The following is a 21,122-nucleotide window of genomic DNA, read 5'->3' as shown; positions in this document are numbered from 1 at the left end:
GGGTCAGTCTCGCCTGAACACGCAAAAAAAGAACACCGCTGTCATCAGCAATCGGAGCAATGCCGATTTTGTCGCTTTCGGGTTGAATATTTCCCAAATTAACGCCGGAAAAGACGCGGGAATGATTGTGCAAATGGCAAAACGCATGCCATAAAGCTGCACCCGAAAGAACGAGACGATCAAATGGACTTATTGAATGCGTTAGTCGCGCTGGCAAACTTTGTCATCGTGCCAGCGGTTGCTTACGGCAGCCAATTGGCGCTTGGCGCGCTGGGGGTCACGCTTATCTACGGCATCCTGCGGTTTTCGAATTTTGCCCATGGCGACACGATGGCCTTTGGCGCGATGATTGCCGTGCTGGTCACCTGGGGCCTTCAAGCCGCCGGAGTGAGTTTTGGCCCGCTACCAACCGCGCTGCTGGCCCTGCCCTTTGCCATTCTTGGCTGTATCGTACTTGTTCTGGTGACCGATCGGTTGGTCTATCGGTTCTACCGGGAACAAAAAGCCAAACCAGTGATCCTTGTGATCGTCTCGATGGGTGTCATGTTCATCATGAACGGACTTGTTCGCTTTATCATCGGGCCGGATGACCAAAGGTTTTCGGACGGCGCGCGGTTCATCATATCCGCCCGTGATTTCAAGGCGATGACCGGATTGCGTGAAGGGCTTGCGATCAAGACCTCTCAGGGCATCACTCTGGTAGTTGCCGTTATTGCGGTGGCGCTGTTGTTCTGGTTTCTCAACAAGACCCGCACGGGCAAGTCGATGCGGGCCTATTCCGATAACGAGGATCTGGCGCTACTCTCGGGTATCAACCCCGAGCGCGTTGTGATGATCACCTGGATTATCGTGGCAGCATTGGCGACCACAGCTGGTGTTCTCTATGGGTTGGATAAAAGCTTTAAGCCGTTTGTCTATTTCCAACTTCTGCTTCCGATCTTCGCTTCGGCCATTGTCGGCGGCCTGGGCAATCCGCTGGGCGCCATCGCGGGCGGGTTCATTATCGCGTTTTCCGAGGTCACCGTAACTTATGCGTGGAAAAAGGTGCTGACTTACGTCGCGCCAGAAAGTCTGGCGCCTTCAGGACTAGTGCAATTCCTATCCACCGATTACAAATTCGCCGTCAGCTTTGCCATCTTGCTGATCGTGCTTCTGTTCAAGCCTACCGGCCTGTTTAAAGGGAAAGCAGTATGACCGAGTCTGTCAAAAACACGCTGCTTTTTGTTGTCGTTGGCGGCTTGATCCTGCTGACCGGTTTCACACAAAGCTGGAACTCCGCAATCCTGATCCTGAACATGGGGTTGATCTCTGCCATCATGGCGATTGGGGTGAACCTGCAGTGGGGATTTGCTGGCCTCTTTAATGTCGGCGTCATGGGCTTTGTGGCGCTGGGTGGTTTGGCTGTTGTGTTGGTATCGACCGCTCCAACCCCCGGTGCGTGGTCTTCGGGCGGGTACGGCATCGTTCTTTCCTTGCTTTTGGGGGCTGCGACTGTTGTGGCGGCTGTGCTGGTGGCGACTCGGATGCCCAAAGGCCGTGCCCAAACCTTGACGATTTTCGCCATTCTTATTGTAGGGTTCTTTATCTACCGTGCCGTATTTGACCCTAGCGTGGCTGGTGTTGAAGCAATCGATCCGGCAGTTGCCGGCAACCTCGGCGGTTTGAACCTGCCAGTTCTTGTGGCTTGGCCTGCGGGCGGTCTGTTGGCTGCTGGTGCGGCGTGGCTGATCGGAAAAACGGCGCTGGGTCTCCGCTCGGACTACCTGGCAATTGCAACGCTTGGCATAGCCGAGATCATCATTGCGATCATGAAGAACGAAGACTGGCTGGCCCGGGGCGTCAAGAATGTCTACGGCATCCCGCGCCCTGCCCCCGTGGTGGGTTACGAGGTCGACCTGCAGAACGATCCCAGCTTTGTCGCGCGCGCCGATTGGTTCGGGTTGGACCCCGTCATCGCATCGACGCTGTCGGTCAAACTGGGCTATTCGCTGCTGTTCATGATCGTTCTGCTTGCTTTGCTGTGGATGGCCCAAATGGCGTTGAAAAGCCCGTGGGGCCGTATGATGCGCGCCATCCGCGACAATGAGGTCGCGGCAGAGGCTATGGGCAAGGATGTCACCCGCCGCCACCTGCAGATCTTCGTACTAGGCTCGGCCATCTGCGGCATCGCTGGTGCGATGATGACAACTCTGGACGGGCAACTTACGCCGGGCACATACAATCCGCTGCGGTTTACGTTCCTTGTCTGGGTGATGGTCATCGTGGGCGGTTCGGGCAACAATTTTGGTGCCGTTCTGGGCGCATTCCTGATCTGGTTCCTGTGGGTTCAGGTCGAACCAATGGGGTTGTGGTTCATGAGCCTGATAACATCGAGTATGCCAGATGGCAGCGCGCTCAAATCTCATTTGATCGACAGCGCGGCGCATATGCGGTTGTTCACCATGGGCCTAGTCCTGCTGATTGTTCTCAGGTTCAGTCCAAGGGGTTTGATTCCGGAAAAGTAAGTTCACAATCCATCAATTCTTGAAACCGCGCCAACAGACTGGTGCGGTTTCTTGATTTTTTACGGTATACGGATTAGACGAATCCCAGTACCGCCTTGATCCAGCCCTCTTTTTGGCCAGTATTTACGCTAAATTGATGCTTGGCCCGCGATCATTCGGGAAACCTTCGAGTTTAAAAAGAGTGCACATGAATACTTCCTTCACTAAAATAGCCCTTATCGTCCCGCTGTTCGCCATGCTGGCTGGATGTATCCCGTCGCCGGAAGAATTGGAAACGGCCCCGGTAAAGGTGCAGACACCTAAGGGTGAAGTTACTTGCCAACTATACCGTCCAGACCGTGTGATCTGGGATCGGGCGACCAACTTCCCGGCCACCAAAATGTCGGTCTCCGAAGCGGACGCCTATTGCAAACAAGAAGGCCAGCGCCGTCTGAAATAAAATACGTGCGCCGGGCAGAAGGTTCCTGCCCGGCACTACTACCCTTATCTGGCTTTGAACAAACCGCCCAGAATGCCGCGCACAATGCGGCGTCCGGTTGTTCCTTTTAGTTCCTTTATCACGGCCTCGCTCATAGCGGTTGCGAACGTGTCTTTCTTGCGCATCACGCGAGAGGATGACCGCCCAACCCGGCTGCCGGAATAGCGTCTCGCTGTCGCAAATTCACGCTCGGCCGTGGATTGGGTTTCCAACTGTTCCTCGGCCTCGGCCGCTGCTTGCGCTGCTGCATCTGCGCGGGACTGAAGGATTTCAAAAGCCGATTTCCGGTCCTTTAATTGCCCGTATTTCACGTTCATCGCTGAGGCATCGATCAGCGCCTTCCGCTCGGCTTTGGTGATTGGTCCTAGTTGCGACCCGGGTGGGCGGATCAGAGTGCGTTCGACGATCCCAGGCACGCCTTTTTTCTGAAGCATCGAGGTCACGGCCTCACCGACACCAACCTCACGGATCGCCTCTTCGGTATCGAAGGCCGGGTTTTCACGATAGGTTTCTGCCGCAAGTCGCAGGTTCTTACGATCCCGCGCCGTGAATGCACGCAAAGCATGCTGCACCCGGTTACCAAGTTGTCCCAGAATGTCTTCCGGAACGTCCGCCGGATTCTGCGAGATAAAATAGACACCCACACCTTTTGAGCGAATGAGGCGTGCGACCTGCTCGACCTTGTCCACCAGAACCTTGGGCGCATCGTCGAACAGCAAATGCGCCTCGTCGAAGAAGAACACCAGTTTGGGTTTGTCCGGGTCGCCAACTTCGGGCAGTTCTTCGAACAGCTCGCTTAGCAGCCACAGCAGGAATGTTGCGTACAGACGCGGTGACCCCATCAGTTTGTCGGCAGCAAGGATATTCACGACGCCCTGCCCGTTTTCATCCAGGCGCATCAGATCGGCCAATTCCAGCGCGGGTTCACCAAACAGTTTGGTGCCGCCCTGATTTTCCAGAACCAGCAGGCGGCGTTGAATGGCCCCGATCGAAGCGGTTGAGACATTGCCATAGCGCAAAGACAACTGAGCCCTATTCTCCCCAATCCAGACCAGCAGCGACTGAAGGTCCTTGAGGTCCAGCAGCGGTAGCCCTTCTTCATCCGCCACTCGAAACGCGATGTTCAGAATGCCCTCTTGTGCTTCGCTCAGATCCATCAGGCGCGACAGCAGCAGAGGTCCCATCTCGGTTACTGTTGTACGAACGGGATGTCCCTGTTGCCCGAACAAATCCCAGAACGTGACCGGGCACGCGCCATACGCGTAATCGGTAAAGCCGATCCGCTGGGCGCGATCCTGAAACGCTTGGTGAAGCTTGTGGCTTTCGCTCCCCGCCTTGGCCAGACCGGACAGGTCCCCTTTGACGTCAGACAGGAATACCGGAACACCGGCCTGGGAAAACCCCTCGGCCAGAATTTGCAGTGTCACCGTTTTACCTGTTCCGGTCGCCCCCGCGATCATGCCGTGACGGTTGGCATATTTCAGCGTCAGCGACTGCGGCTGGCCGTAGTCGTTGCCACCGCCGCCCAAGAATATGTTTTGGTCCATGAATGTAAGGCCTTATTTCCACCGATCTGCGGCCAGCATACAAAGTTAACCTTTAACTGCGAAAGTCTAATTGCTGCCTTCGTGGCTAAGGTTACGGGGCGGCATATTTCCTCCCTGTCGACTGACCGCGCCCTTGGGCGCGGTTTTTTTCACAAATCATGGCCGTTACATTAAATTTTCAGGTTTTCAGTTGACCGATGCCCCCGCCTTTCGTAACGTCTGCGCATAAATAAGTCGGCCAGTCCGACGGGGAGAAAATTATTAGAAGGGAGCCGCTCCACCGGCTCCCTTTGTTCTTTTTGCCGTAGCGCTAGATTTCCGATAACCCGGCGAAAAACCGTTCACATGTTGAAATGACCCACCTTAGCCCCTGACAGTGTGGGACAAGGGTGATAGACGAGTGAAAAAGTCCAACATAAGACCGAGGCAATCATGATCAAGAACACCCTTTCAGTCAGCCTGGTGACCGCTTCGTTGTGGTGCGGAGTCGCATACGCTCAGGAAACGACGCAGGAAACCGAACAGCAACCCCAGACCTCGCAAACTCAGATCGGCAACGATCTGGACCTGGGTGAAACCGGTCCGCGTAACGGCGAACAATACGTCAAGGAAGAAAAAGGCGACTGGGCGATCCTGTGCATCAAGACCGATGCCGACGAAGACCCCTGCGCGATGCGTCAGATCCTGACCGGCGAGCAAGGCCAGCCGATCGCGGAAATTACTCTGGAAAAATTGCCCGAGGGCGTGGCCGCGGTTGCCGGAGCAACTGTGGTTGTCCCGCTGGAAACAATGCTACAGGCGCAGTTGGCGCTTTCGATCGATGGTGCTCCGGGCAAGCGCTATGACTACCACCACTGTAACCCCGTTGGCTGTGTCGCGCAGATGGGCTTTACCGAGGGCGACGTGGAGGCAATGAAGGTCGGAACCAAAGCGACCTTGTCGCTTGTGTCGGTTCTCGCACCAAACCAACTGCTGCAACTTGAAGTATCGCTGTCAGGCTTTACAGCAGGTTTTGAAGGCTTGAAAGTTCTGCAGAACTGAGGTTTCGCTAAGCTAAAAACGCCGCCCGGATTTACCGGCGGCGTCTTTGTTTGAAATCAGCATTTATATGCGTTTTAGGGCTATTACCGCATTCAGCCCGCCAAAAGCAAAGGCGTTGCTAAGTGCTACGTCCACTTTCGCTTCGCGGGCTTCGTTTGGCACAACATCCAGCGCGCATTCGGGGTCCGGCTCTTCATAGCCGATGGTCGGAGCGATCACGCCATCCCGCAGTGCCATGATACAGGCCAGCAGTTCGACCGCGCCGGTGCCACCGATAAGGTGGCCGTGCATCGACTTGGTCGAAGATATCATCAGTTCGTCCGCATGAGGACCAAAGACACCGGCCACGGCAGCGCATTCCGTCTTATCATTGGCCGCGGTGCCGGTTCCATGCGCGTTGATATATCCAACACTGTCCGCGCTTAACCCTGCATCTGCAAGCGCGCCCGACATGGCACGCGCAGCGCCCTGTTTGCTGGGCATGACAATGTCCGACGCATCTGACGACATCGCAAAACCCACGACCTCACACAGGATATCAGCCCCACGGGCGCGGGCGTGCTCGAATTCTTCGAACACGAAGACACCTGCGCCTTCGCCTTGCACCATGCCATTGCGATTCGCGCTGAACGGGCGGCAGGCGTCCTTGGACATGACACGCAGCCCTTCCCAGGCTTTGACACCACCAAAACACAACATCGACTCTGACCCACCGGTCAGCATCGCCGGAGCAGCACCGCTGCGTACCATCTGGAACGCCAGCGCCATTGCGTGGTTGGACGAGGCACAGGCCGTCGACACCGTAAAGCTGGGGCCCTTAAGGTTATGCTCCATCGAGACGTGACTGGCCGCCGCATTGTTCATCAGCTTGGGAACGACAAACGGGTGCACCCGGTTTTTGCCATCCTCGTAAACGGAACGGTAGTTGTCATCCCAGGTCGAAACGCCTCCACCAGCGGTTCCCAACACAACGCCCGAGCGGGCCGCGAGGTCACCGTGGAATTCGATCCCGGATTGATCAATTGCTTCTTTGGCCGCTGTCAGAGTGAATTGTGTGAACCGGTCATACAGGGTCATTTGCTGGCGGTTAAACCGCCCCTCGGCCTCGAACCCGCGGACCTGACCACCAATCTGAATGGCCAGTCTTTCAACATCGCGAAATTCAAGCGCAGAGATACCGCAGCGCCCTTCGCGCATAGCCTCTAACGTATCAGGCACCGAATGGCCCAGTGAATTGATTGTACCGGCCCCGGTGATAACGACGCGTTTCATAGGATTATGTCAGACCTTTTCCGACACCAGCTTTTGGATACCGGTGATGATGGCCGCGACATTCGAGATGTCGAAGTCGCTGGCGCTCGGCTCGTTTGCGTTGAACGGAATCGAGATATCGAACTCTTCCTCGATGGCAAAAATGCTCTCGACCAGTCCAAGGCTGTCGATACCCAGATCTTCGAGCGTGCTTTCGGGTGTCACATCCGACGGCTCCAGCACGGCCTGCTCTGCAATGATTGCGATGACGCGGTCGCTGATGCTCATGTCGATCCTCTAATTATCATGTTGAGGTTGATTTAATCGCTCGGAGGCTGTTTGGAAACAGCCTTTTTCAGCGCCTCAACGTCACGTGCCAATCTCGGCAGCCGGCGCTGCGCTTTGTAAATGTCTGTATGCGTTTCCATTTTGATGGCGGGATAGCCCATAACCACGCGCCCTTTGGGAACGTTGGATAGGATTTTTGTGCCCCCGCCCGCAATCACACCATCGCCGATAAAGATATTGTCCGACACTCCGGTCTGTCCGCCCAAAACAACGTTGTTTCCAATTTCAACTGATCCGGACACACCGGATTGCCCGCATAACAGGCAATCCTGCCCGACACGGGTGTTGTGCCCGATATGAACCTGGTTATCGAGCTTTGAACCATCGCCAATGCATGTGTTCCTGATGGTCCCATTGTCCACGGTGCAATTCGCACCGACTTCGACATCATCGCCAATCTCAACGGCACCCAAAGAATGAATGCGGAGCCAGCTTTGCGCCCGGGCTTCACCCTGATCGCCCATGGATTTGCGGGCGTTTTCCACGCCTGATACCTCGGGCGTCACAAAGCTGAAACCGTCACTGCCGATCCTAGCGCCGGGTTGGGCAATGAAACGGTTACCGATCTGAGCGCGGGCACCGATGCTCACCATCTCGCGCAGAAAAGTGTCGTCGCCCAGAACGGCATCCAAACCGATCACGCAATGTGGACCGATGACCGCATTTCTACCGATACGCGCACCGGCACCAACAACTGCCAATGGACCGATCGAGGCACCCTCGCCTATCTCCGCCGTTGGGTCGATTACGGCCGACGGGTGAATGCCCGGCTGAACTCCCTGCCCGCGATCCAGCATTGCCGTGATACCTGCCATCGCCATCCGTGGACGTCGTACAAAAATCGCGGCCTCCAGCCCCAAAGCCTGCCAATCCGCGCCTTCCCACAAGACGGCGGCGCGGGCGGCACCCGTGCTAAGCGCGTCCGCGTATTTCGGCGACATCGCCATTGCCAGATCAGACGGCCCGGCATCGACCGGTTCTGCGGCGCGCTCTATGACAAGGCCAAGATCACCCTGACAGTCCGCGCCCAAGGCTTCGGCGATTTGCTGAATAGTGTACTGCATGACGGGCTTCCCGAATTAAGGACCTGCCCCCGGTGATTACCCCTGAACGTCCGGCAGGGCTACCCCTGCTTTCTGCAGAGCGTCCCAGATTTTCCGGTCCCGGTCATAGACATCGCGGCGGTACTGAACCTCACCTTTCGGACCGACATAGGCGGTGCGATAGATCAGATGAACCGGAACATGCTGTTCCAGCGGGACGGTCGTTTCCTTTCCAGACGCCAATATCCGGTGGAAAAACGCCTTTGGGTCCTCTTCCTGCTTGGCCAAAAGCGCATAGGCAAACTCAAAAGGTTGCGCCAAACGGATACATCCGTGCGAGAACGCCCGCGTCTCACGTGCAAACAGAGATTTTTGTGGCGTATCATGTAGATAGATGTTGTACTTATTGGGGAACATGAACTTTACCAACCCCAGCGCGTTGCTTTTGCTGGGAGGTTGACGCATGGCAAACGGGAAGTTTCTAGTGTTGAACTGGGTGAAATCAACCGCGCCCCGATTAACCAGACGACCGCTGCGATCCGTGATCTGGATGTGGCCAACGGCGTTTGGATTTGACTGCAGTTTTGGCAGATATTCCTTGGTGATGATCGAGCGCGGCACATACCAACTGGGGTTGATGACCATATGCTCCATCTCGTCCGAAAATTCTGGGCTGCGACGGTCATGCACGTTCTTGCCAATCACGGCGCGGGTTTCAAAGGTAACCCGGCCATCGTCCACGATCTTGGCCGAAAAGTCGGCCTGGTTGACCAGAATGTGCCGCTCACCCCGTTCACGCGGCAACCAGCGTTCGCGCTCCAGTGCAACATAGACGGCCTTCAAACGCTCGGACGCCGTGCGGTTAAGCTCGGTGATCGTGCCCTCACCGGCGACACCATCGGTGGCCAGACCGTGCGCCTGCTGGAAGTCTTTGACAGCAGCCAGCATTGCCTCATCGAATTCGGGACTTGCGGTCGATCTTAGATACCCCATTGTAATCAGACGATTACGAAGCTTAATTACATTAGACCCGGTATCGCCATATTCCAACTTACCCACAGGCACACCAGCACCCCAACCGCCTTGGTTGACCAATGCCTCAAGCGCGATCTTCTGTTTCATCAACGCGCGGTACTGGGTGGATTGCGGTGCAAGCAGATCGAAATACGCGTCACCCTCCGCAGTAAGCAGGCCCTGCAAATGGTCATTGGCCGACCGACGCGACACTGTGCGGACCAGCCCATCGTCAATCTGCGCAGGACGCAATGCGCCTGAATACAGATCACTCGCATAGCTGACAAACGCCTTGCTTAATTCGATTTCAACCGCACCCAAATCCCGCAGCGATCTGGCGTCCTGCATTTTTGATACGATCGACTGAACGTCAAAGCCCCCTTCGGGCAAGCCATGCAGGTTTGTGGAAGATAACGCCTTTATCAACCGCGCTCTGCGCGCTTCATGCTCAGGCGTGTCGCCCACCCATATTGGAGCAAAGGCGTTGGTACGATAGAACTCTGCCAGACCTGAACCTGCAGGCGCAAACTCAGCCACAGCCATTTGAAATGCCGTTCCGCGTGCAGACTGGGCACTTGCCACAGAGGCAGACGCCGTAATGCAAGCGGCGAAGATAAGACTTTTAGGCAACCGATAAAGTGCTCGCATGGGATGACCTTGATTATTCAATACTTTGCGCGTTCTGAGGCGCGTTCCGAACGAATATGGTTTTCAGCTGGACGTTTTGTCCATTCACAAATACATCAATCCAAAGCATCCATCCGAGCCTGATGCGCGTTTGCATCGGCTGCGTTGCGCCAACGCCTAATTGCCTCAATACTATACCGATTTGCATCACCTGCGCAAAAAATCGCCGAAAATTCCCCCTTGAAAAGATGAATGTGAAAGATTTCTTGGCTGGCATTTCGTACTGTGTCATAAATCCCGCATCTGGGATGGGAAAAAATTAAGATCGCGCGCGTAACATCGTGTGCAGGCAGGAACAGTACGGGACGAAACGAAATGACCACGAGCAGTACATCGGGCTTGACCCGGCGTGCCCTATTGGGCGCATTCGCTGCAACTGCAGTTGTAGCAGCACCGACTTATTCCAATGCAGCAGGTTTTTTGCGCGGTGGCGGCGATATTCGCCGTATCCGAATGTATTCGGGCCGCACTGGCGAACGGCTTGATATGATATATTGGGTTGACGGAAAATACATCAAGGACGCCGTCAAAGAAGTGAACCACTTCATGCGCGACTGGCGTACTGATCAGGCCAAATCCATGGATCTGCGCACCATCGACATCATGGCAGCCTCTCATAATCTTCTGGACGTGAATGAGCCCTACACTCTTTTGTCCGGCTACCGCTCCCCCCAAACCAACGCAATGCTGCGGTCTCGTTCGCGCCGTGTGGCCAAGAACTCGCTGCACATGAAAGGTCAGGCTGCTGACTTGCGCCTGTCGTCCCGTTCCGTGTCCCAGATGGCCAAAGCAGCCATGTCCTGCCGCGCTGGTGGTGTTGGCAAGTACCACCGCTCGAACTTCGTCCATATGGATTGTGGCGAGGTTCGAAGCTGGGGCGGCTAAAAGACAGCCAAACTGTTTCTAAACGACGAGCGCCCTTGGGCGCTCTTTGTTTTTTTAGGACTTCCAGCGCATTTCATTTCGCGGGAAGCGAGATCTCAAGGAAACTAGACAACCACCGCACTTGGTTCTGTTTTCCATCGAAGTACCACTGCCGCCTATCTGTAGTTGATGCTTGTTTGATTGCTTCAATCTGCAGAGAGGAACTTTTGTCGAACAGTCCAGCCGCGAAGAGTTCGAGGTAATTTTAGCGGCTCAATATAAGATTTGAAATGGCGCACCTGAGAGGATTCGAACCTCTGGCCTCTGCCTTCGGAGGGCAGCGCTCTATCCAGCTGAGCTACAGGTGCCTTGGCCGTTAGCTAACCTTGTTCCGATCCGGGTGCAACTGCAAATCTTTCCGGATCGGCCAGGTTTCACGCAAACAAATCGTGTGCCAATTCCAACGCGTCGATCAGTATGTCGACCTCTTCCGTGGTGTTGTACAGGCCAAAGCTTGCGCGGCAAGTCGCGGTGACACCGTAAAAATCCATAAGCGGACCGGCGCAGTGGTGCCCGGCACGAACAGCGACGCCTTTCTTGTCCAGAATGGTCGAGACATCATGCGCGTGCCCTGCCCCGTCCATCGTAAAGCTGAAGATCGCGGCCTTGTCCGGTCGTGTGCCCTGAACCTGCAACCAGTTCAGACCAGTCAGCCTCTGCATGGCATAGTCGCGCAACCCAGCCTCATGAGCGGCGATATTTTCCATCCCCAGATCCATCATGTAATCCAGCGCAACACCCAGACCGATGGTTTGGACAATACCGGGTGTTCCGGCCTCGAACTTCATTGGCGGGTCGTTGTAGATCACCTGATCCTTGCTGACCTCTTTGATCATGTCCCCGCCACCGATAAAGGGGCGCATCTCGGCCATGCGTTCGGATTTGATGTAAATCGCGCCCGACCCCGAAGGGCCATAAAGCTTGTGGCCGGTGATTGCATAGAAATCGCAGCCGATATCGGCGACATTGACGGGCATGTGCACGGCGCCCTGACTGCCATCGACCAACACCGGTACGCCTTTCGCGTGCGCGCCTTCCGTGATCGCTTTGACGTCGACCACCGTTCCCAACACGTTCGAACACTGCGTCACCGCAACCAGCTTGGTCTTGGGACCAATTGCGTCGATCACGGCCTGCGGGTCCAGCCCGCCGTCAGCGTCCACATCAACCCATTTCAGGATGACGCCCTGACGCTCGCGCAGGAAATGCCATGGAACGATGTTGGCGTGGTGTTCCATCACGCTCAGCACGATTTCATCCCCGGCCTGCATACGCGGCATGGCCCAGCCATAGGCGACTAGGTTGATCCCTTCGGTCGTGCCCGAGTTCAAGACAATCTCATCCTCGTCCGCCGCGCCCAGAAAACGGGCGATGGTTCCGCGAACGGATTCGTATTTCTCGGTCGCAAGATTGGACAGGTAGTGCAGGCCGCGATGAACATTCGCGTATTCTTCGGAATATGCCCGTGTCACCGCATCAATCACGACCTGCGGTTTCTGCGCCGATGCGCCATTGTCCAGATAGGTCAACGGCTTGCCGTTCACTACCCGAGACAGGATTGGAAAGTCTGAGCGGATTTTCTGCACGTCATACATGGTCTTTTATTCCCTATACGGGGCCGCCGGGCGTTAATGCGAGGACAAAGGGCACTGCAATCAAAGCAGATAACACGATGACCCCGAAGGATTTAGCAAGCGAACCGAACTGGTGCGCTTCATTCAGAAAATGGAGCGTGACGTAAAGGCTGATAATCGCCGTGGCCAGCAAAAACATCAGCATCAAAAACGGCAGCACGATCGTAATGACCAGCGTGATCACCATCGCAGCGATCTGAAGGTATTGCAGCCAGATGGTCAGCGTCAGGATGTCATCGAATGTTGCACGGCCACCCAGAAACCTCCCTACGAACAGAAATGCCCCGACGCTTAGCAGCATGGCGCCGGCAGATCGGACCAGACCCAGGAATACAGGCGTAGGTGGGGGTACGGATTCATCGCCGGGGACTGGAAGCAAATGATCAATACCCAGTTGCACAAGGCCGTTGAGCACCACGGCCAGAAAGAAAGAAAGCCATAAGATTTCTCGCCCCGGGCGCATGTCCAAAAGGCGCCGTGCCGCTTGGGCGGGGTGTGTCAGGGTCAAAATCGCAAGATCAACAAAGCCAGTGGGATTCATTCTTGCCGCCTTTGCGCTTGACTGAGACCTGCCAGCCAGAACCACAGGAACACTGCGAACCAGACGATCCCGACGAGTGTCAGGGCCGGTCCAGATCCTATGAAACCGCCGACCAAACCATTCAACAAAACCAGAGGTGTTGAGGATAATAGCGCCCAGAACAGAGCCAATCTAGCGCCATAGGACGTCCCCTGACCGCCAACCAACCGGGCCGCACCGTATGAAACAAAGGCCAGCAGGTAGAAAAACAGAGGCAGAATAATGACAGTGCCCATCAAGGCACCGCCCATCAGCATATCCAGCTCAAGCCCTTCGACATGCGCGCGTCGCGCAAGGCTGGGCAATTGCGCGATGAATGCAACGATGCAAAACGCCATGACAAACATCAGCGCCCTGTCCTCGCGCGGGCCAAGATCCAGAAGCCGCCGCACGACACGACCCGGCCCCCGATAGGTGGCCACGATATCCGAGGTCAAAGGCATCAGATGTGTCGCGACAGCCAGCCTTCAAGGCGGTTCACAATAGCCTCTGACAATACCTCATCCTCGATCTCATCGACGGCTTCGGCCAAAAATGCCAGCGTCAGCATATTGGTGGCGTCCTTAACCGAAACCCCGCGCGAACGCAGGTAAAACAGCGCCGTCTCATCAATCGCACCCGAGGTCGAGCCGTGCGAACACGCAACATCGTCGGCATAGATCTCAAGCTCGGGCTTGGCGAGGAACTGGCTGTCATCATCCAGCAGCAAGGACTGGCTGATCTGATAGCCATCTGTCTTCTGTGCGCCTTCCTTGACCAGGATCTTCCCCTGGAACACGCCGGTCGCGCCGTTGCGCAGAACTTTCTTAAAGACCTGACGGCTCTCACAGTTCACCGCGTCATGCGTAACGAAAACCGTGTCGTCATGGTGGAAATCACCATCACCTACGCAGGCGCCTGCCACATGAGCAACAGCGTCGTCGCCGGTCAGTTCGATCACCTGTTCGTTGCGTGTCAAAACTCCATTCACCGTCAGCGTGAAGGACTTAAAGACAGATTCCCGTCCCAGCCGCGTGAACATGTGTGTCGCAGCACGACGTTCATGGTCCCTGCCCTGTGCGCGCACGTGATGCAACGTACCGCCATCGGCGATGTCGATCTCGATGCATTTGTTGAACCGCGATGCCGCAGGACCGTTTTCCAGAACTGTCACTTCAGCGCCACTTTCGACACGGATGACGTGATGCAGCATAGCGTCCGAGGTCTCGGATGCATGGCGATAGATCAGGCTGATCGGCTTGGACGGTTTGCCGGTGACATGAATCGCAACGCCATCTGCGGCAAAGGCCGTATTCAAAGCAGCCAACGGCCGCTGAACCGGGGATTGTCCGCGCGATTCCAGAACGCCGTACAACTCTTTGGCCCAGTGAATATCCTTGCAGCAGATATCCTCGATCCGGTCGATGTTGACACCTTCCAATTCCAGATCATCCGACTCTTCGGCGCTGAACACACCATCGATGAAAACGATCTTCAATCGGTCGAGGTTGCCAAACAGCAGCGGTTCGTCTGAGTGGAACAAAGCGGCATGCGGCTGTTCGGCCGAGATCAGCGTGTCGGGGCGCGTGTACTTCCAATACTCGTCGCGCCGCCCTGGCAGACCCATTTCCAGCACACGGGCCAGCGCGTCTTCGCGCGCGGCACGGGTGCACCCGGCATCGGGCATGGTCAGCGTGGCCAGCCGCGCCTCGGTCGCAGTTTGTTTTAATTCGGGCAAAGCCATCAGTTCACCTCGGCCAGGATGTCGGCATAGCCGTTGTTTTCAACTTCCAACGCCAGTTCGGGACCACCGGTTTTAACGATGCGGCCGTCCGCCATGATGTGCACGACATCGGGTTTGATGTGGTCCAGCAGGCGCTGATAGTGGGTGATGACCAGGAAACCACGGCCTTCATCACGCAGCGCGTTCACGCCTTCGGCCACCAGTTTCATCGCATCAACGTCCAGACCCGAATCCGTTTCGTCCAGGATGCACATCTTGGGTTCCAGCATCGCCATCTGCAGGATTTCATTCCGCTTCTTCTCACCGCCCGAGAAGCCGACGTTTACCGGACGCTTGAGCATGTCTGCGTCGATTTTCAGCGATTTTGCCTTGGCCCGCACTTCCTTCAGGAAATCAGCAGCCGACAGTTCATCTTCGCCCCGCGCCTTGCGCTGTGCGTTCACGGCTGTGCGCAGGAAGGTCATGTTACCAACGCCCGGGATTTCCACGGGGTACTGGAATGCCAAAAAGATACCCGCTGCAGCGCGCTCTTCGGGCTCCATCTCCAACAGGTCCTCACCTTCCAGCGTGGCAGAGCCTTCGGTCACTTCGTACCCATCGCGGCCCGACAGCACATAGCTGAGCGTCGACTTGCCCGAGCCGTTCGGCCCCATGATCGCATGCACCTTGCCAGCCTCGACGGTCAGGTCGACGCCTTTGAGGATTTGCTTTTCTTCTTCCTCAAGTTTCACGTGCAGGTTTTTGATTTCCAGCATTTTTTGTCCTTTTGCGTACCGCAAGGGGCCATCTGGCCCCGATATGTTCTGAATTCAGAGAAATGCGGGGTTAACCCACTGATCCTTCAAGGCTGATGGCCACCAGCTGCTGCGCTTCCATGGCAAATTCCATCGGCAACGCCTGCAGGACGTCTTTGCAGAACCCGTTGACGACCAGGGCCACGGCCTCTTCCTCGTCCATGCCGCGCTGACGGCAGTAGAACAGCTGATCGTCATCCACCTTGGATGTCGTCGCTTCATGTTCCACGCGCGAGGAATTGTTGCGAACCTCGATATACGGCACCGTGTGAGCGCCGCATTTATCGCCGATCAGCAAGCTGTCGCACTGGGTATAGTTGCGGCTGTCCTTCGCCTTCGGGTGCATCGAAACCAACCCGCGATAGGTGTTCTGCGCTTTACCCGCGCTGATCCCTTTGGACACGATGCGCGACTTGGTGTTCTTGCCCAGATGCACCATTTTGGTGCCGGTATCGGCTTGCTGCATGTTGTTGGTAATGGCGATCGAGTAGAACTCACCCTGGCTTTCGTCACCGCGCAGGATGCAGGAAGGGTACTTCCAGGTCACGGCAGATCCGGTTTCCACTTGGGTCCACATCACCTTGGACCGATCACCCCGGCAATCGGCGCGCTTGGTCACGAAGTTGTAGATACCGCCCTTGCCGTTTTCATCCCCGGGGAACCAGTTTTGAACGGTCGAGTATTTCACCTCGGCATCTTCTTCGATGATGATTTCAACGACAGCGGCGTGCAGCTGAGCTGTATCGCGCTGCGGCGCGGTGCAGCCTTCCAAATACGAAACGTAAGAACCTTTGTCCGCGATAATCAGTGTGCGTTCGAACTGACCCGTGTTTTCCGCGTTGATGCGGAAGTAGGTGCTCAGTTCCATCGGGCAGCGCACGCCTGGCGGGATGTAGACAAACGAGCCATCCGAGAACACGGCCGAGTTCAGCGTGGCGTAGAAGTTGTCTGAGACGGGGACCACTGTGCCAAGGTACTTCTTGACCAGTTCAGGGTGTTCCCTGATCGCCTCTGAGATCGAACAGAAGATCACGCCGTGTTTGGCCAGTTCGTCCTGAAAGGTCGTGCCAACCGAAACCGAGTCGAACACCGCATCCACGGCCACCTTGCGACCTTCGGCAGGCATATCCTCGGCACCCTCGACACCGGCGAGAATCATCTGTTCTTTCAGCGGGATACCCAGCTTTTCGTAAGTAGCCAGCAGCTTTGGATCGACCTCGTCCAGCGACTTCGGCTTCTCCTCCATCGACTTGGGACGGGCATAGTAATACTGGTCCTGAAAGTCGATCTTAGGATAGTGGACCATAGCCCAGTTCGGCTCATCCATCTTGGTCCAGCGTTCGAAGGCCGCCAGACGCCATTCGGTCATCCATTCGGGCTCTTCGTTCTTATCCGAGATCAGCCGGACGATATCCGGGTTCACGCCCTTGGGCGCGTATTCCATCTCAATATCGGTATCCCAACCGTATTTATAGGTACTGACCTCGCGTACCGCGTCCACGGTTTCCTGATCGACACCTTCTTTTACCTGGGTCTGGTCCAAAGCGGCCATATGACACCTCCGTCAGATCACGCGGCGCGCGCGCGATGCTTCTTTTCTTTTTCAAGCCACGTTTCAGCGAAACGCAGCACATCTTCTTCAGTGGTCAAAGGTCCCAGAGACACGCGGATCGCGCTTGCTGCTGTGACCTCATCAAAACCCATCGCGGTCAGCACCGCGCTTGCCCGGACCTTGCCGCTGGAACAGGCAGAACCTGCACTGATAGCGAAACCTCCCAGATCCATCTGCATGACCTGCGTTTCACCCTTCCAGCCGGGGGTTGCGAAACACGAGGTATTCGGAAGGCGGTCCTGACCTTTCCCGACAAAAATAGTAGATTTAGAACCAGCCTCAAGGGCATTTTCTAGAATATTTCTAAATTCACGAACCTGTTCCCAGATACCGTTTGAAAGATCCCGCGCCGCGGCTTCAGCTGCCGCCCCGAACCCCGCGATTCCAATGACATTTTCGGTACCTGACCGTCGGCCCATCTCTTGCCCACCGCCTTTGATCATTGCAGGCAGTTCGGTGCCACGTTTCATCACCACCGCGCCAATCCCTTTCGGGCCGCCCAGCTTGTGGGCCGAAATCAACGCCATCTGGACGCCCAGCCAGTTAAAAGCCACCGGCAATTTGCCAAAGGCCTGTGTCGCGTCGGTCACAGCCAATCCGTTTGGCAAAGATTGGACAATCCCCGTCTCGGAATTCGCCAATTGCAGGGTCGACTGCTCGGGGTTTGACACGTCCACTTGACCGGATTGCGACGTGGACAAGTCTTCGGTGATCCATGATCTGATCGCGTCATGTTCAATCGCGGATCCATGCAAATCACGATTAGCTAAAGTCAGCGCAGCCCCTTCGGTCGAACCTGAGGTAAACACAACGTCTGCCCCATCCGCACCAAATGCGGCTGCAACCTGCGCCCTTGCCCGTTCGATCAAAGCCTTGGCCGCACGGCCTTCGGCGTGAACGGATGACGGGTTCCCGCAAAAATCCATCGCTGCCGCCATGGCGCCGCGCGCCTCGGGGCGCAGCGGTGTTGTTGCGTTATGATCCAGATAAACACGATTCATGGATACATCTTTTCTTGGATGCAAAGCAGAAATGAAACCCCAAAGGCAATCGGCATCGGGTCACTCATCAACGATGGAAAACAGACTGGGAACTGCCGGGCACGGGGCCAGGTCGTTCTTGATCACGTCAGACAGGCGCGTCTGGTGCAAAAAAACGTAGACATGCGCACTGAGACCTTCCCAAAGACGGTTGGTCAAAGACTGCGCCCGGCTGCCCGAGGATGCCCCGGATGCCCCGGCACCTTTTTGCAGCGCGTCCACGGTTTCATCCACCGCCGCCAGAACTTCGACCACCCGAATCTCGGAAGCAGGCCGCGCCAGACGATACCCGCCGCCCGGTCCACGTACGGACGAAACCAGTTCGGCCCGGCGCAATTTGACAAATAGCTGCTCGAGATAAGGAAGCGAGATATCCTGACGTTCGGAAATTTCGCTAAGCGTCACCAGGCGATCCGAGGGCTGTAGAGCAATATCAGCCAGTGCAACCATCGCGTAACGACCCTTTGTCGAAAGCTTCATTGTCTTTCCCTCATGGCAGGTTATAAGCGAAAACATTGACGCCGCCGCCGCCAGTGCGTATCTCCGACAGGCAGCGCCTTGCGCAAAGCATCATAATTAGAACCGTTCTAAAGTGCCTTACGATTACCGTCAAGTATATCGTGGCATCAGGAAGAAAAAGACAGGACCAAAGCACACATGCCCGAGGTGATTTTTCCCGGACCCGAAGGCCGCCTGGAAGGCCGCTACCACCCGCAAAAGGAAAAAGACGCACCGATTGCCATCGTGCTGCACCCGCATCCACAATTCGGCGGGACCATGAACAACAAGGTGGTCTACAATCTGCACTATGCGTTTTACAACATGGGCTTCACCGTGTTGCGATTTAACTTCCGCGGCGTGGGCCGCAGCCAAGGCGAATACGATCAGGGCATCGGTGAGCTGAGCGATGCCGCGTCAGCGCTGGACTATCTGCAGTCGATGAACAACAACTCCAAGCACTGCTGGGTTGCCGGTTTCTCGTTTGGTGCCTGGATCGGAATGCAGCTGCTGATGCGTCGCCCCGAAATTACGGGCTTTATCAGCGTGTCGCCGCCAGCCAACATGTATGACTTCTCGTTCCTGGCCCCCTGCCCTTCGTCCGGCCTGATCATCAACGGCTCGTCCGACCGTGTGGCCCCGCCTGCCGACACCACGTCGCTGGTCAACAAGCTGCACGAACAAAAGGGCATCACCATCACTCATAATGAAGTCGAGGGTGCTGATCACTTCTTCCAGGACCGTCACATGGATACGCTGATCACCGATGTCAGCGATTATGTGAAGCGTCGCCTGACCGAGAACACGCGCTAATGTCGGATACCATCACAACCCTTGCGGCCAAACTGGCCGAGGACACGATTAAGGTGATGGACGAAATCGGAAATGATCGTTTCTTTGTCGAGGTGGGAGAGCTTTTGGGCGCGTCCTCACAGACCTTGGAAGAGGCCTTTTTGACCGAAATGCGTGTGCGCATTGCTGAGCGCAAGGCGCGCAAGTTTGTCATCGACGCGTTAACCAAACATCGATCCCTAGTGAAAGCGATTGAAAAGAAATGACTGAAAGACTGTCCGCGCAACTTGAATTCCTGAAACGCGCGGACAGGCTGAAGTCGGTCGATCGCGACAATGCGCTGCTGGATCAGTCCCGCCCCGAAAACTCTGCAGAACACAGCTGGCACCTGGCCTTATGGGCACTGACGATGGAGCCGTTGGCGGGTGACGACGTGAACATCAACCGCGTCATACGCATGCTGCTGTTGCAAGATCTGGTCGAGATCATCGTCGGCGATCACCCCATTCACCTGGAAACCGATTGGAACGCCGTGGAACGCGCCGAGCGCGCGGCGGCGGACGAGTTGTTTGGCCTTTTGCCGGACGATCAGACGTCTGCGTTTCAAGCCCTGTGGGAAGAGTTCGAGGCCGACACGACGCCGGACGCGAAATTCGCCAAGTATCTGGACCGATGCCAACCACTGTTTCAAGTCTTGTGTGCGCCAGCCCCCAACCCGGATCATGTTGAAGTAGCGCGGGAAAACCTCAGCAGTGGTCGCGCCGCGTATTTGGCACGGGAATTCCCCCAAGCACACGCTCTAGCCAGCGCCCTGCTGCACGCGCAGTCAACGCCCGAAACGGCGTTTTCCGAACGGCTGGCTTTTCTGACTGAGGCAGACCGCCTGAAATCCGTATACCGCGCCTCACGCCTGTTGTCTGATGATCGGTTTGAAAACTCGGCCGAGCATTCCTGGCACATCATGCTGTTCGCTTGGGTTTTGGCGGAATACGCCCAGCCCGGGTTATCGCTGGACCGCGTCCTAAAAATGCTTCTGCTGCATGATATCGTCGAAATTGATGCCGGAGATCACCCCATCCACGGTCAAGTCGACCACGCCGCACAAGAAGCCGAAGAAAAGGCCGCCGCCGACAGGTTGTTCGGGTTGTTGCCCGAGGCACCGCAGCACGCCTTCCGGACACTATGGGAGGAGTTCGAGGCCGCCGAGTCGCCAGACGCGCGATTTGCCAAGGCGATCGATAGGTTTCAAACCCCGGTCGGAAACCTTGAAACAGGTGGCGGATCCTGGGTCGATTACAACGTGACGTTTGCCCAGATCGAACGCCGTGTGGGAACGCCGATCAATCGCGGCGCACCTAAGTTGTGGTCATGGTTACAACCGCAGCTGAGCACGTATTTTTCAGAAAAAACTGTCGGTTGAGCCAATAGAAAAAGGGGCGCAAAGGCCCCTTTTCCAATCGTTCCGGCAGGCACTTAAACCTGAAAACTTTCAAACCGCTCAACACCACTGGCTGCGTTTATGTCGACGGACCCCCCGCCCGCAAGCCACCCAAGCGCCACTATGAATGCCGAAGCAACGATCACGGATATCGCAAATTTCGTCATTGAAAAC

At 56.2% G+C, this 21,122-nt stretch carries 23 protein-coding genes and 1 tRNA gene; 8 read left to right on the top strand and 16 right to left on the bottom strand.

Annotated elements, in window-relative coordinates; translation table 11 throughout:
* The first annotated feature begins 183 nt into the window (after positions 1-183).
* The 3 genes from AC2FLA_RS09670 to AC2FLA_RS09660 all read left to right on the top strand — a co-directional run bounded on the left by AC2FLA_RS09670 (position 184) and on the right by AC2FLA_RS09660 (position 2,943).
* Positions 184-1,194, top strand: a complete 1,011-nt coding sequence (locus AC2FLA_RS09670; protein ID WP_496721802.1) for a branched-chain amino acid ABC transporter permease — start codon at positions 184-186, stop codon at positions 1,192-1,194.
* Positions 1,191-2,504 (top strand): branched-chain amino acid ABC transporter permease, encoded by a 1,314-nt coding sequence (locus AC2FLA_RS09665; RefSeq protein WP_496721801.1) that lies wholly within the window; start codon positions 1,191-1,193, stop codon positions 2,502-2,504. The genes AC2FLA_RS09670 and AC2FLA_RS09665 overlap by 4 nt, the downstream gene beginning before the upstream one ends.
* A 187-nt stretch (positions 2,505-2,691) precedes the next feature.
* Complete coding sequence (locus tag AC2FLA_RS09660) at positions 2,692-2,943, top strand: hypothetical protein (RefSeq protein WP_058277955.1); 252 nt, start codon at positions 2,692-2,694, stop codon at positions 2,941-2,943.
* A 44-nt stretch (positions 2,944-2,987) separates the two neighbouring features.
* Here the strand turns inward: AC2FLA_RS09660 and AC2FLA_RS09655 are convergent, their stop codons facing one another.
* Positions 2,988-4,529, bottom strand: a complete 1,542-nt coding sequence (locus AC2FLA_RS09655) for a helicase HerA-like domain-containing protein (protein ID WP_496721800.1) — start codon at positions 4,527-4,529, stop codon at positions 2,988-2,990.
* A 432-nt stretch (positions 4,530-4,961) separates the two neighbouring features.
* Between AC2FLA_RS09655 and AC2FLA_RS09650 the strand changes: the two genes are divergently transcribed.
* A complete protein-coding gene (locus AC2FLA_RS09650; RefSeq protein WP_109311523.1) occupies positions 4,962-5,570 on the top strand; it encodes an invasion associated locus B family protein in 609 nt (202 codons plus the stop codon).
* Between the two features lie 63 nt (positions 5,571-5,633).
* Here AC2FLA_RS09650 and AC2FLA_RS09645 read toward each other — a convergent pair whose 3' ends face one another.
* From AC2FLA_RS09645 to AC2FLA_RS09625, 5 genes are read right to left on the bottom strand one after another with little or no spacing between them, the layout of a single operon-like run.
* Positions 5,634-6,842 (bottom strand): beta-ketoacyl-[acyl-carrier-protein] synthase family protein, encoded by a 1,209-nt coding sequence (locus tag AC2FLA_RS09645; RefSeq protein ID WP_282168295.1) that lies wholly within the window; start codon positions 6,840-6,842, stop codon positions 5,634-5,636.
* 9 nt (positions 6,843-6,851) lie between these two features.
* Positions 6,852-7,109, bottom strand: coding sequence for an acyl carrier protein (locus AC2FLA_RS09640; RefSeq protein ID WP_058271604.1), 258 nt, complete (start codon positions 7,107-7,109; stop codon positions 6,852-6,854).
* 32 nt (positions 7,110-7,141) lie between these two features.
* Entirely contained in the window at positions 7,142-8,233 is a 1,092-nt protein-coding gene (lpxD, locus tag AC2FLA_RS09635) for a UDP-3-O-(3-hydroxymyristoyl)glucosamine N-acyltransferase (RefSeq protein ID WP_496721799.1), read from the bottom strand.
* 36 nt (positions 8,234-8,269) lie between these two features.
* The gene (locus AC2FLA_RS09630) at positions 8,270-9,874 is read right to left on the bottom strand and encodes a L,D-transpeptidase family protein (protein ID WP_496721798.1); all 1,605 of its coding nucleotides are present in this window, start codon (positions 9,872-9,874) and stop codon (positions 8,270-8,272) included.
* 13 nt (positions 9,875-9,887) lie between these two features.
* On the bottom strand, positions 9,888-10,145 hold the full coding sequence (locus tag AC2FLA_RS09625) for a hypothetical protein (protein ID WP_496721797.1): 258 nt from the start codon (positions 10,143-10,145) through the stop codon (positions 9,888-9,890).
* 83 nt (positions 10,146-10,228) lie between these two features.
* Here AC2FLA_RS09625 and mepK point away from each other — a divergent pair, with 83 nt between their 5' ends.
* On the top strand, positions 10,229-10,798 hold the full coding sequence (mepK, locus tag AC2FLA_RS09620; RefSeq protein WP_113790634.1) for a peptidoglycan L,D-endopeptidase MepK: 570 nt from the start codon (positions 10,229-10,231) through the stop codon (positions 10,796-10,798).
* A 270-nt stretch (positions 10,799-11,068) separates the two neighbouring features.
* Here mepK and AC2FLA_RS09615 read toward each other — a convergent pair.
* The 9 genes from AC2FLA_RS09615 to iscR all read right to left on the bottom strand — a co-directional run bounded on the left by AC2FLA_RS09615 (position 11,069) and on the right by iscR (position 18,700).
* A tRNA-Arg gene (locus AC2FLA_RS09615) sits at positions 11,069-11,145 on the bottom strand.
* A gap of 66 nt (positions 11,146-11,211) precedes the next feature.
* Positions 11,212-12,432 carry a cysteine desulfurase gene (locus tag AC2FLA_RS09610; protein ID WP_496721796.1) on the bottom strand — a complete coding sequence of 407 codons (1,221 nt, stop codon included), beginning with the start codon at positions 12,430-12,432 and terminating at the stop codon, positions 11,212-11,214.
* 13 nt (positions 12,433-12,445) lie between these two features.
* On the bottom strand, positions 12,446-13,012 hold the full coding sequence (locus AC2FLA_RS09605) for a Yip1 family protein (RefSeq protein WP_109311875.1): 567 nt from the start codon (positions 13,010-13,012) through the stop codon (positions 12,446-12,448).
* A complete protein-coding gene (locus AC2FLA_RS09600) occupies positions 13,009-13,494 on the bottom strand; it encodes a YIP1 family protein (RefSeq protein ID WP_496704210.1) in 486 nt (161 codons plus the stop codon). Before AC2FLA_RS09600 ends, AC2FLA_RS09605 begins: the two co-directional genes overlap by 4 nt.
* On the bottom strand, positions 13,494-14,774 hold the full coding sequence (sufD, locus tag AC2FLA_RS09595) for a Fe-S cluster assembly protein SufD (protein WP_496704209.1): 1,281 nt from the start codon (positions 14,772-14,774) through the stop codon (positions 13,494-13,496). The genes AC2FLA_RS09600 and sufD overlap by 1 nt, the downstream gene beginning before the upstream one ends.
* Positions 14,774-15,529: a Fe-S cluster assembly ATPase SufC gene (gene sufC, locus AC2FLA_RS09590; RefSeq protein ID WP_113790584.1), complete on the bottom strand. Its 756-nt coding sequence runs from the start codon at positions 15,527-15,529 to the stop codon at positions 14,774-14,776. Before sufC ends, sufD begins: the two co-directional genes overlap by 1 nt.
* A gap of 70 nt (positions 15,530-15,599) precedes the next feature.
* On the bottom strand, positions 15,600-17,120 hold the full coding sequence (gene sufB, locus AC2FLA_RS09585) for a Fe-S cluster assembly protein SufB (protein ID WP_058277970.1): 1,521 nt from the start codon (positions 17,118-17,120) through the stop codon (positions 15,600-15,602).
* Between the two features lie 17 nt (positions 17,121-17,137).
* A complete protein-coding gene (locus AC2FLA_RS09580; RefSeq protein WP_496721795.1) occupies positions 17,138-18,181 on the bottom strand; it encodes a cysteine desulfurase family protein in 1,044 nt (347 codons plus the stop codon).
* Between the two features lie 60 nt (positions 18,182-18,241).
* Positions 18,242-18,700 (bottom strand): Fe-S cluster assembly transcriptional regulator IscR, encoded by a 459-nt coding sequence (gene iscR, locus AC2FLA_RS09575; RefSeq protein ID WP_058277972.1) that lies wholly within the window; start codon positions 18,698-18,700, stop codon positions 18,242-18,244.
* Positions 18,701-18,877: 177 nt separating this feature from the next.
* Here iscR and AC2FLA_RS09570 point away from each other — a divergent pair, with 177 nt between their 5' ends.
* Genes AC2FLA_RS09570 through AC2FLA_RS09560 form a run of 3 tightly spaced genes read left to right on the top strand, consistent with a single transcriptional unit; the run spans position 18,878 to position 20,930 of the window.
* Positions 18,878-19,531 carry an alpha/beta hydrolase gene (locus AC2FLA_RS09570; RefSeq protein WP_058271679.1) on the top strand — a complete coding sequence of 218 codons (654 nt, stop codon included), beginning with the start codon at positions 18,878-18,880 and terminating at the stop codon, positions 19,529-19,531.
* Positions 19,531-19,776 carry a hypothetical protein gene (locus tag AC2FLA_RS09565; RefSeq protein ID WP_496721794.1) on the top strand — a complete coding sequence of 82 codons (246 nt, stop codon included), beginning with the start codon at positions 19,531-19,533 and terminating at the stop codon, positions 19,774-19,776. Before AC2FLA_RS09570 ends, AC2FLA_RS09565 begins: the two co-directional genes overlap by 1 nt.
* Complete coding sequence (locus tag AC2FLA_RS09560; RefSeq protein WP_496721793.1) at positions 19,773-20,930, top strand: HD domain-containing protein; 1,158 nt, start codon at positions 19,773-19,775, stop codon at positions 20,928-20,930. Before AC2FLA_RS09565 ends, AC2FLA_RS09560 begins: the two co-directional genes overlap by 4 nt.
* Positions 20,931-20,983: 53 nt before the next feature.
* Here AC2FLA_RS09560 and AC2FLA_RS09555 read toward each other — a convergent pair whose 3' ends face one another.
* Positions 20,984-21,115 (bottom strand): hypothetical protein, encoded by a 132-nt coding sequence (locus AC2FLA_RS09555; RefSeq protein ID WP_472723796.1) that lies wholly within the window; start codon positions 21,113-21,115, stop codon positions 20,984-20,986.
* Positions 21,116-21,122: the final 7 nt, after the last annotated feature.

The organism is Ruegeria sp. CDSA033 (assembly GCF_059612305.1).
This window is presented reverse-complemented; position numbering and strand designations above follow the sequence as displayed.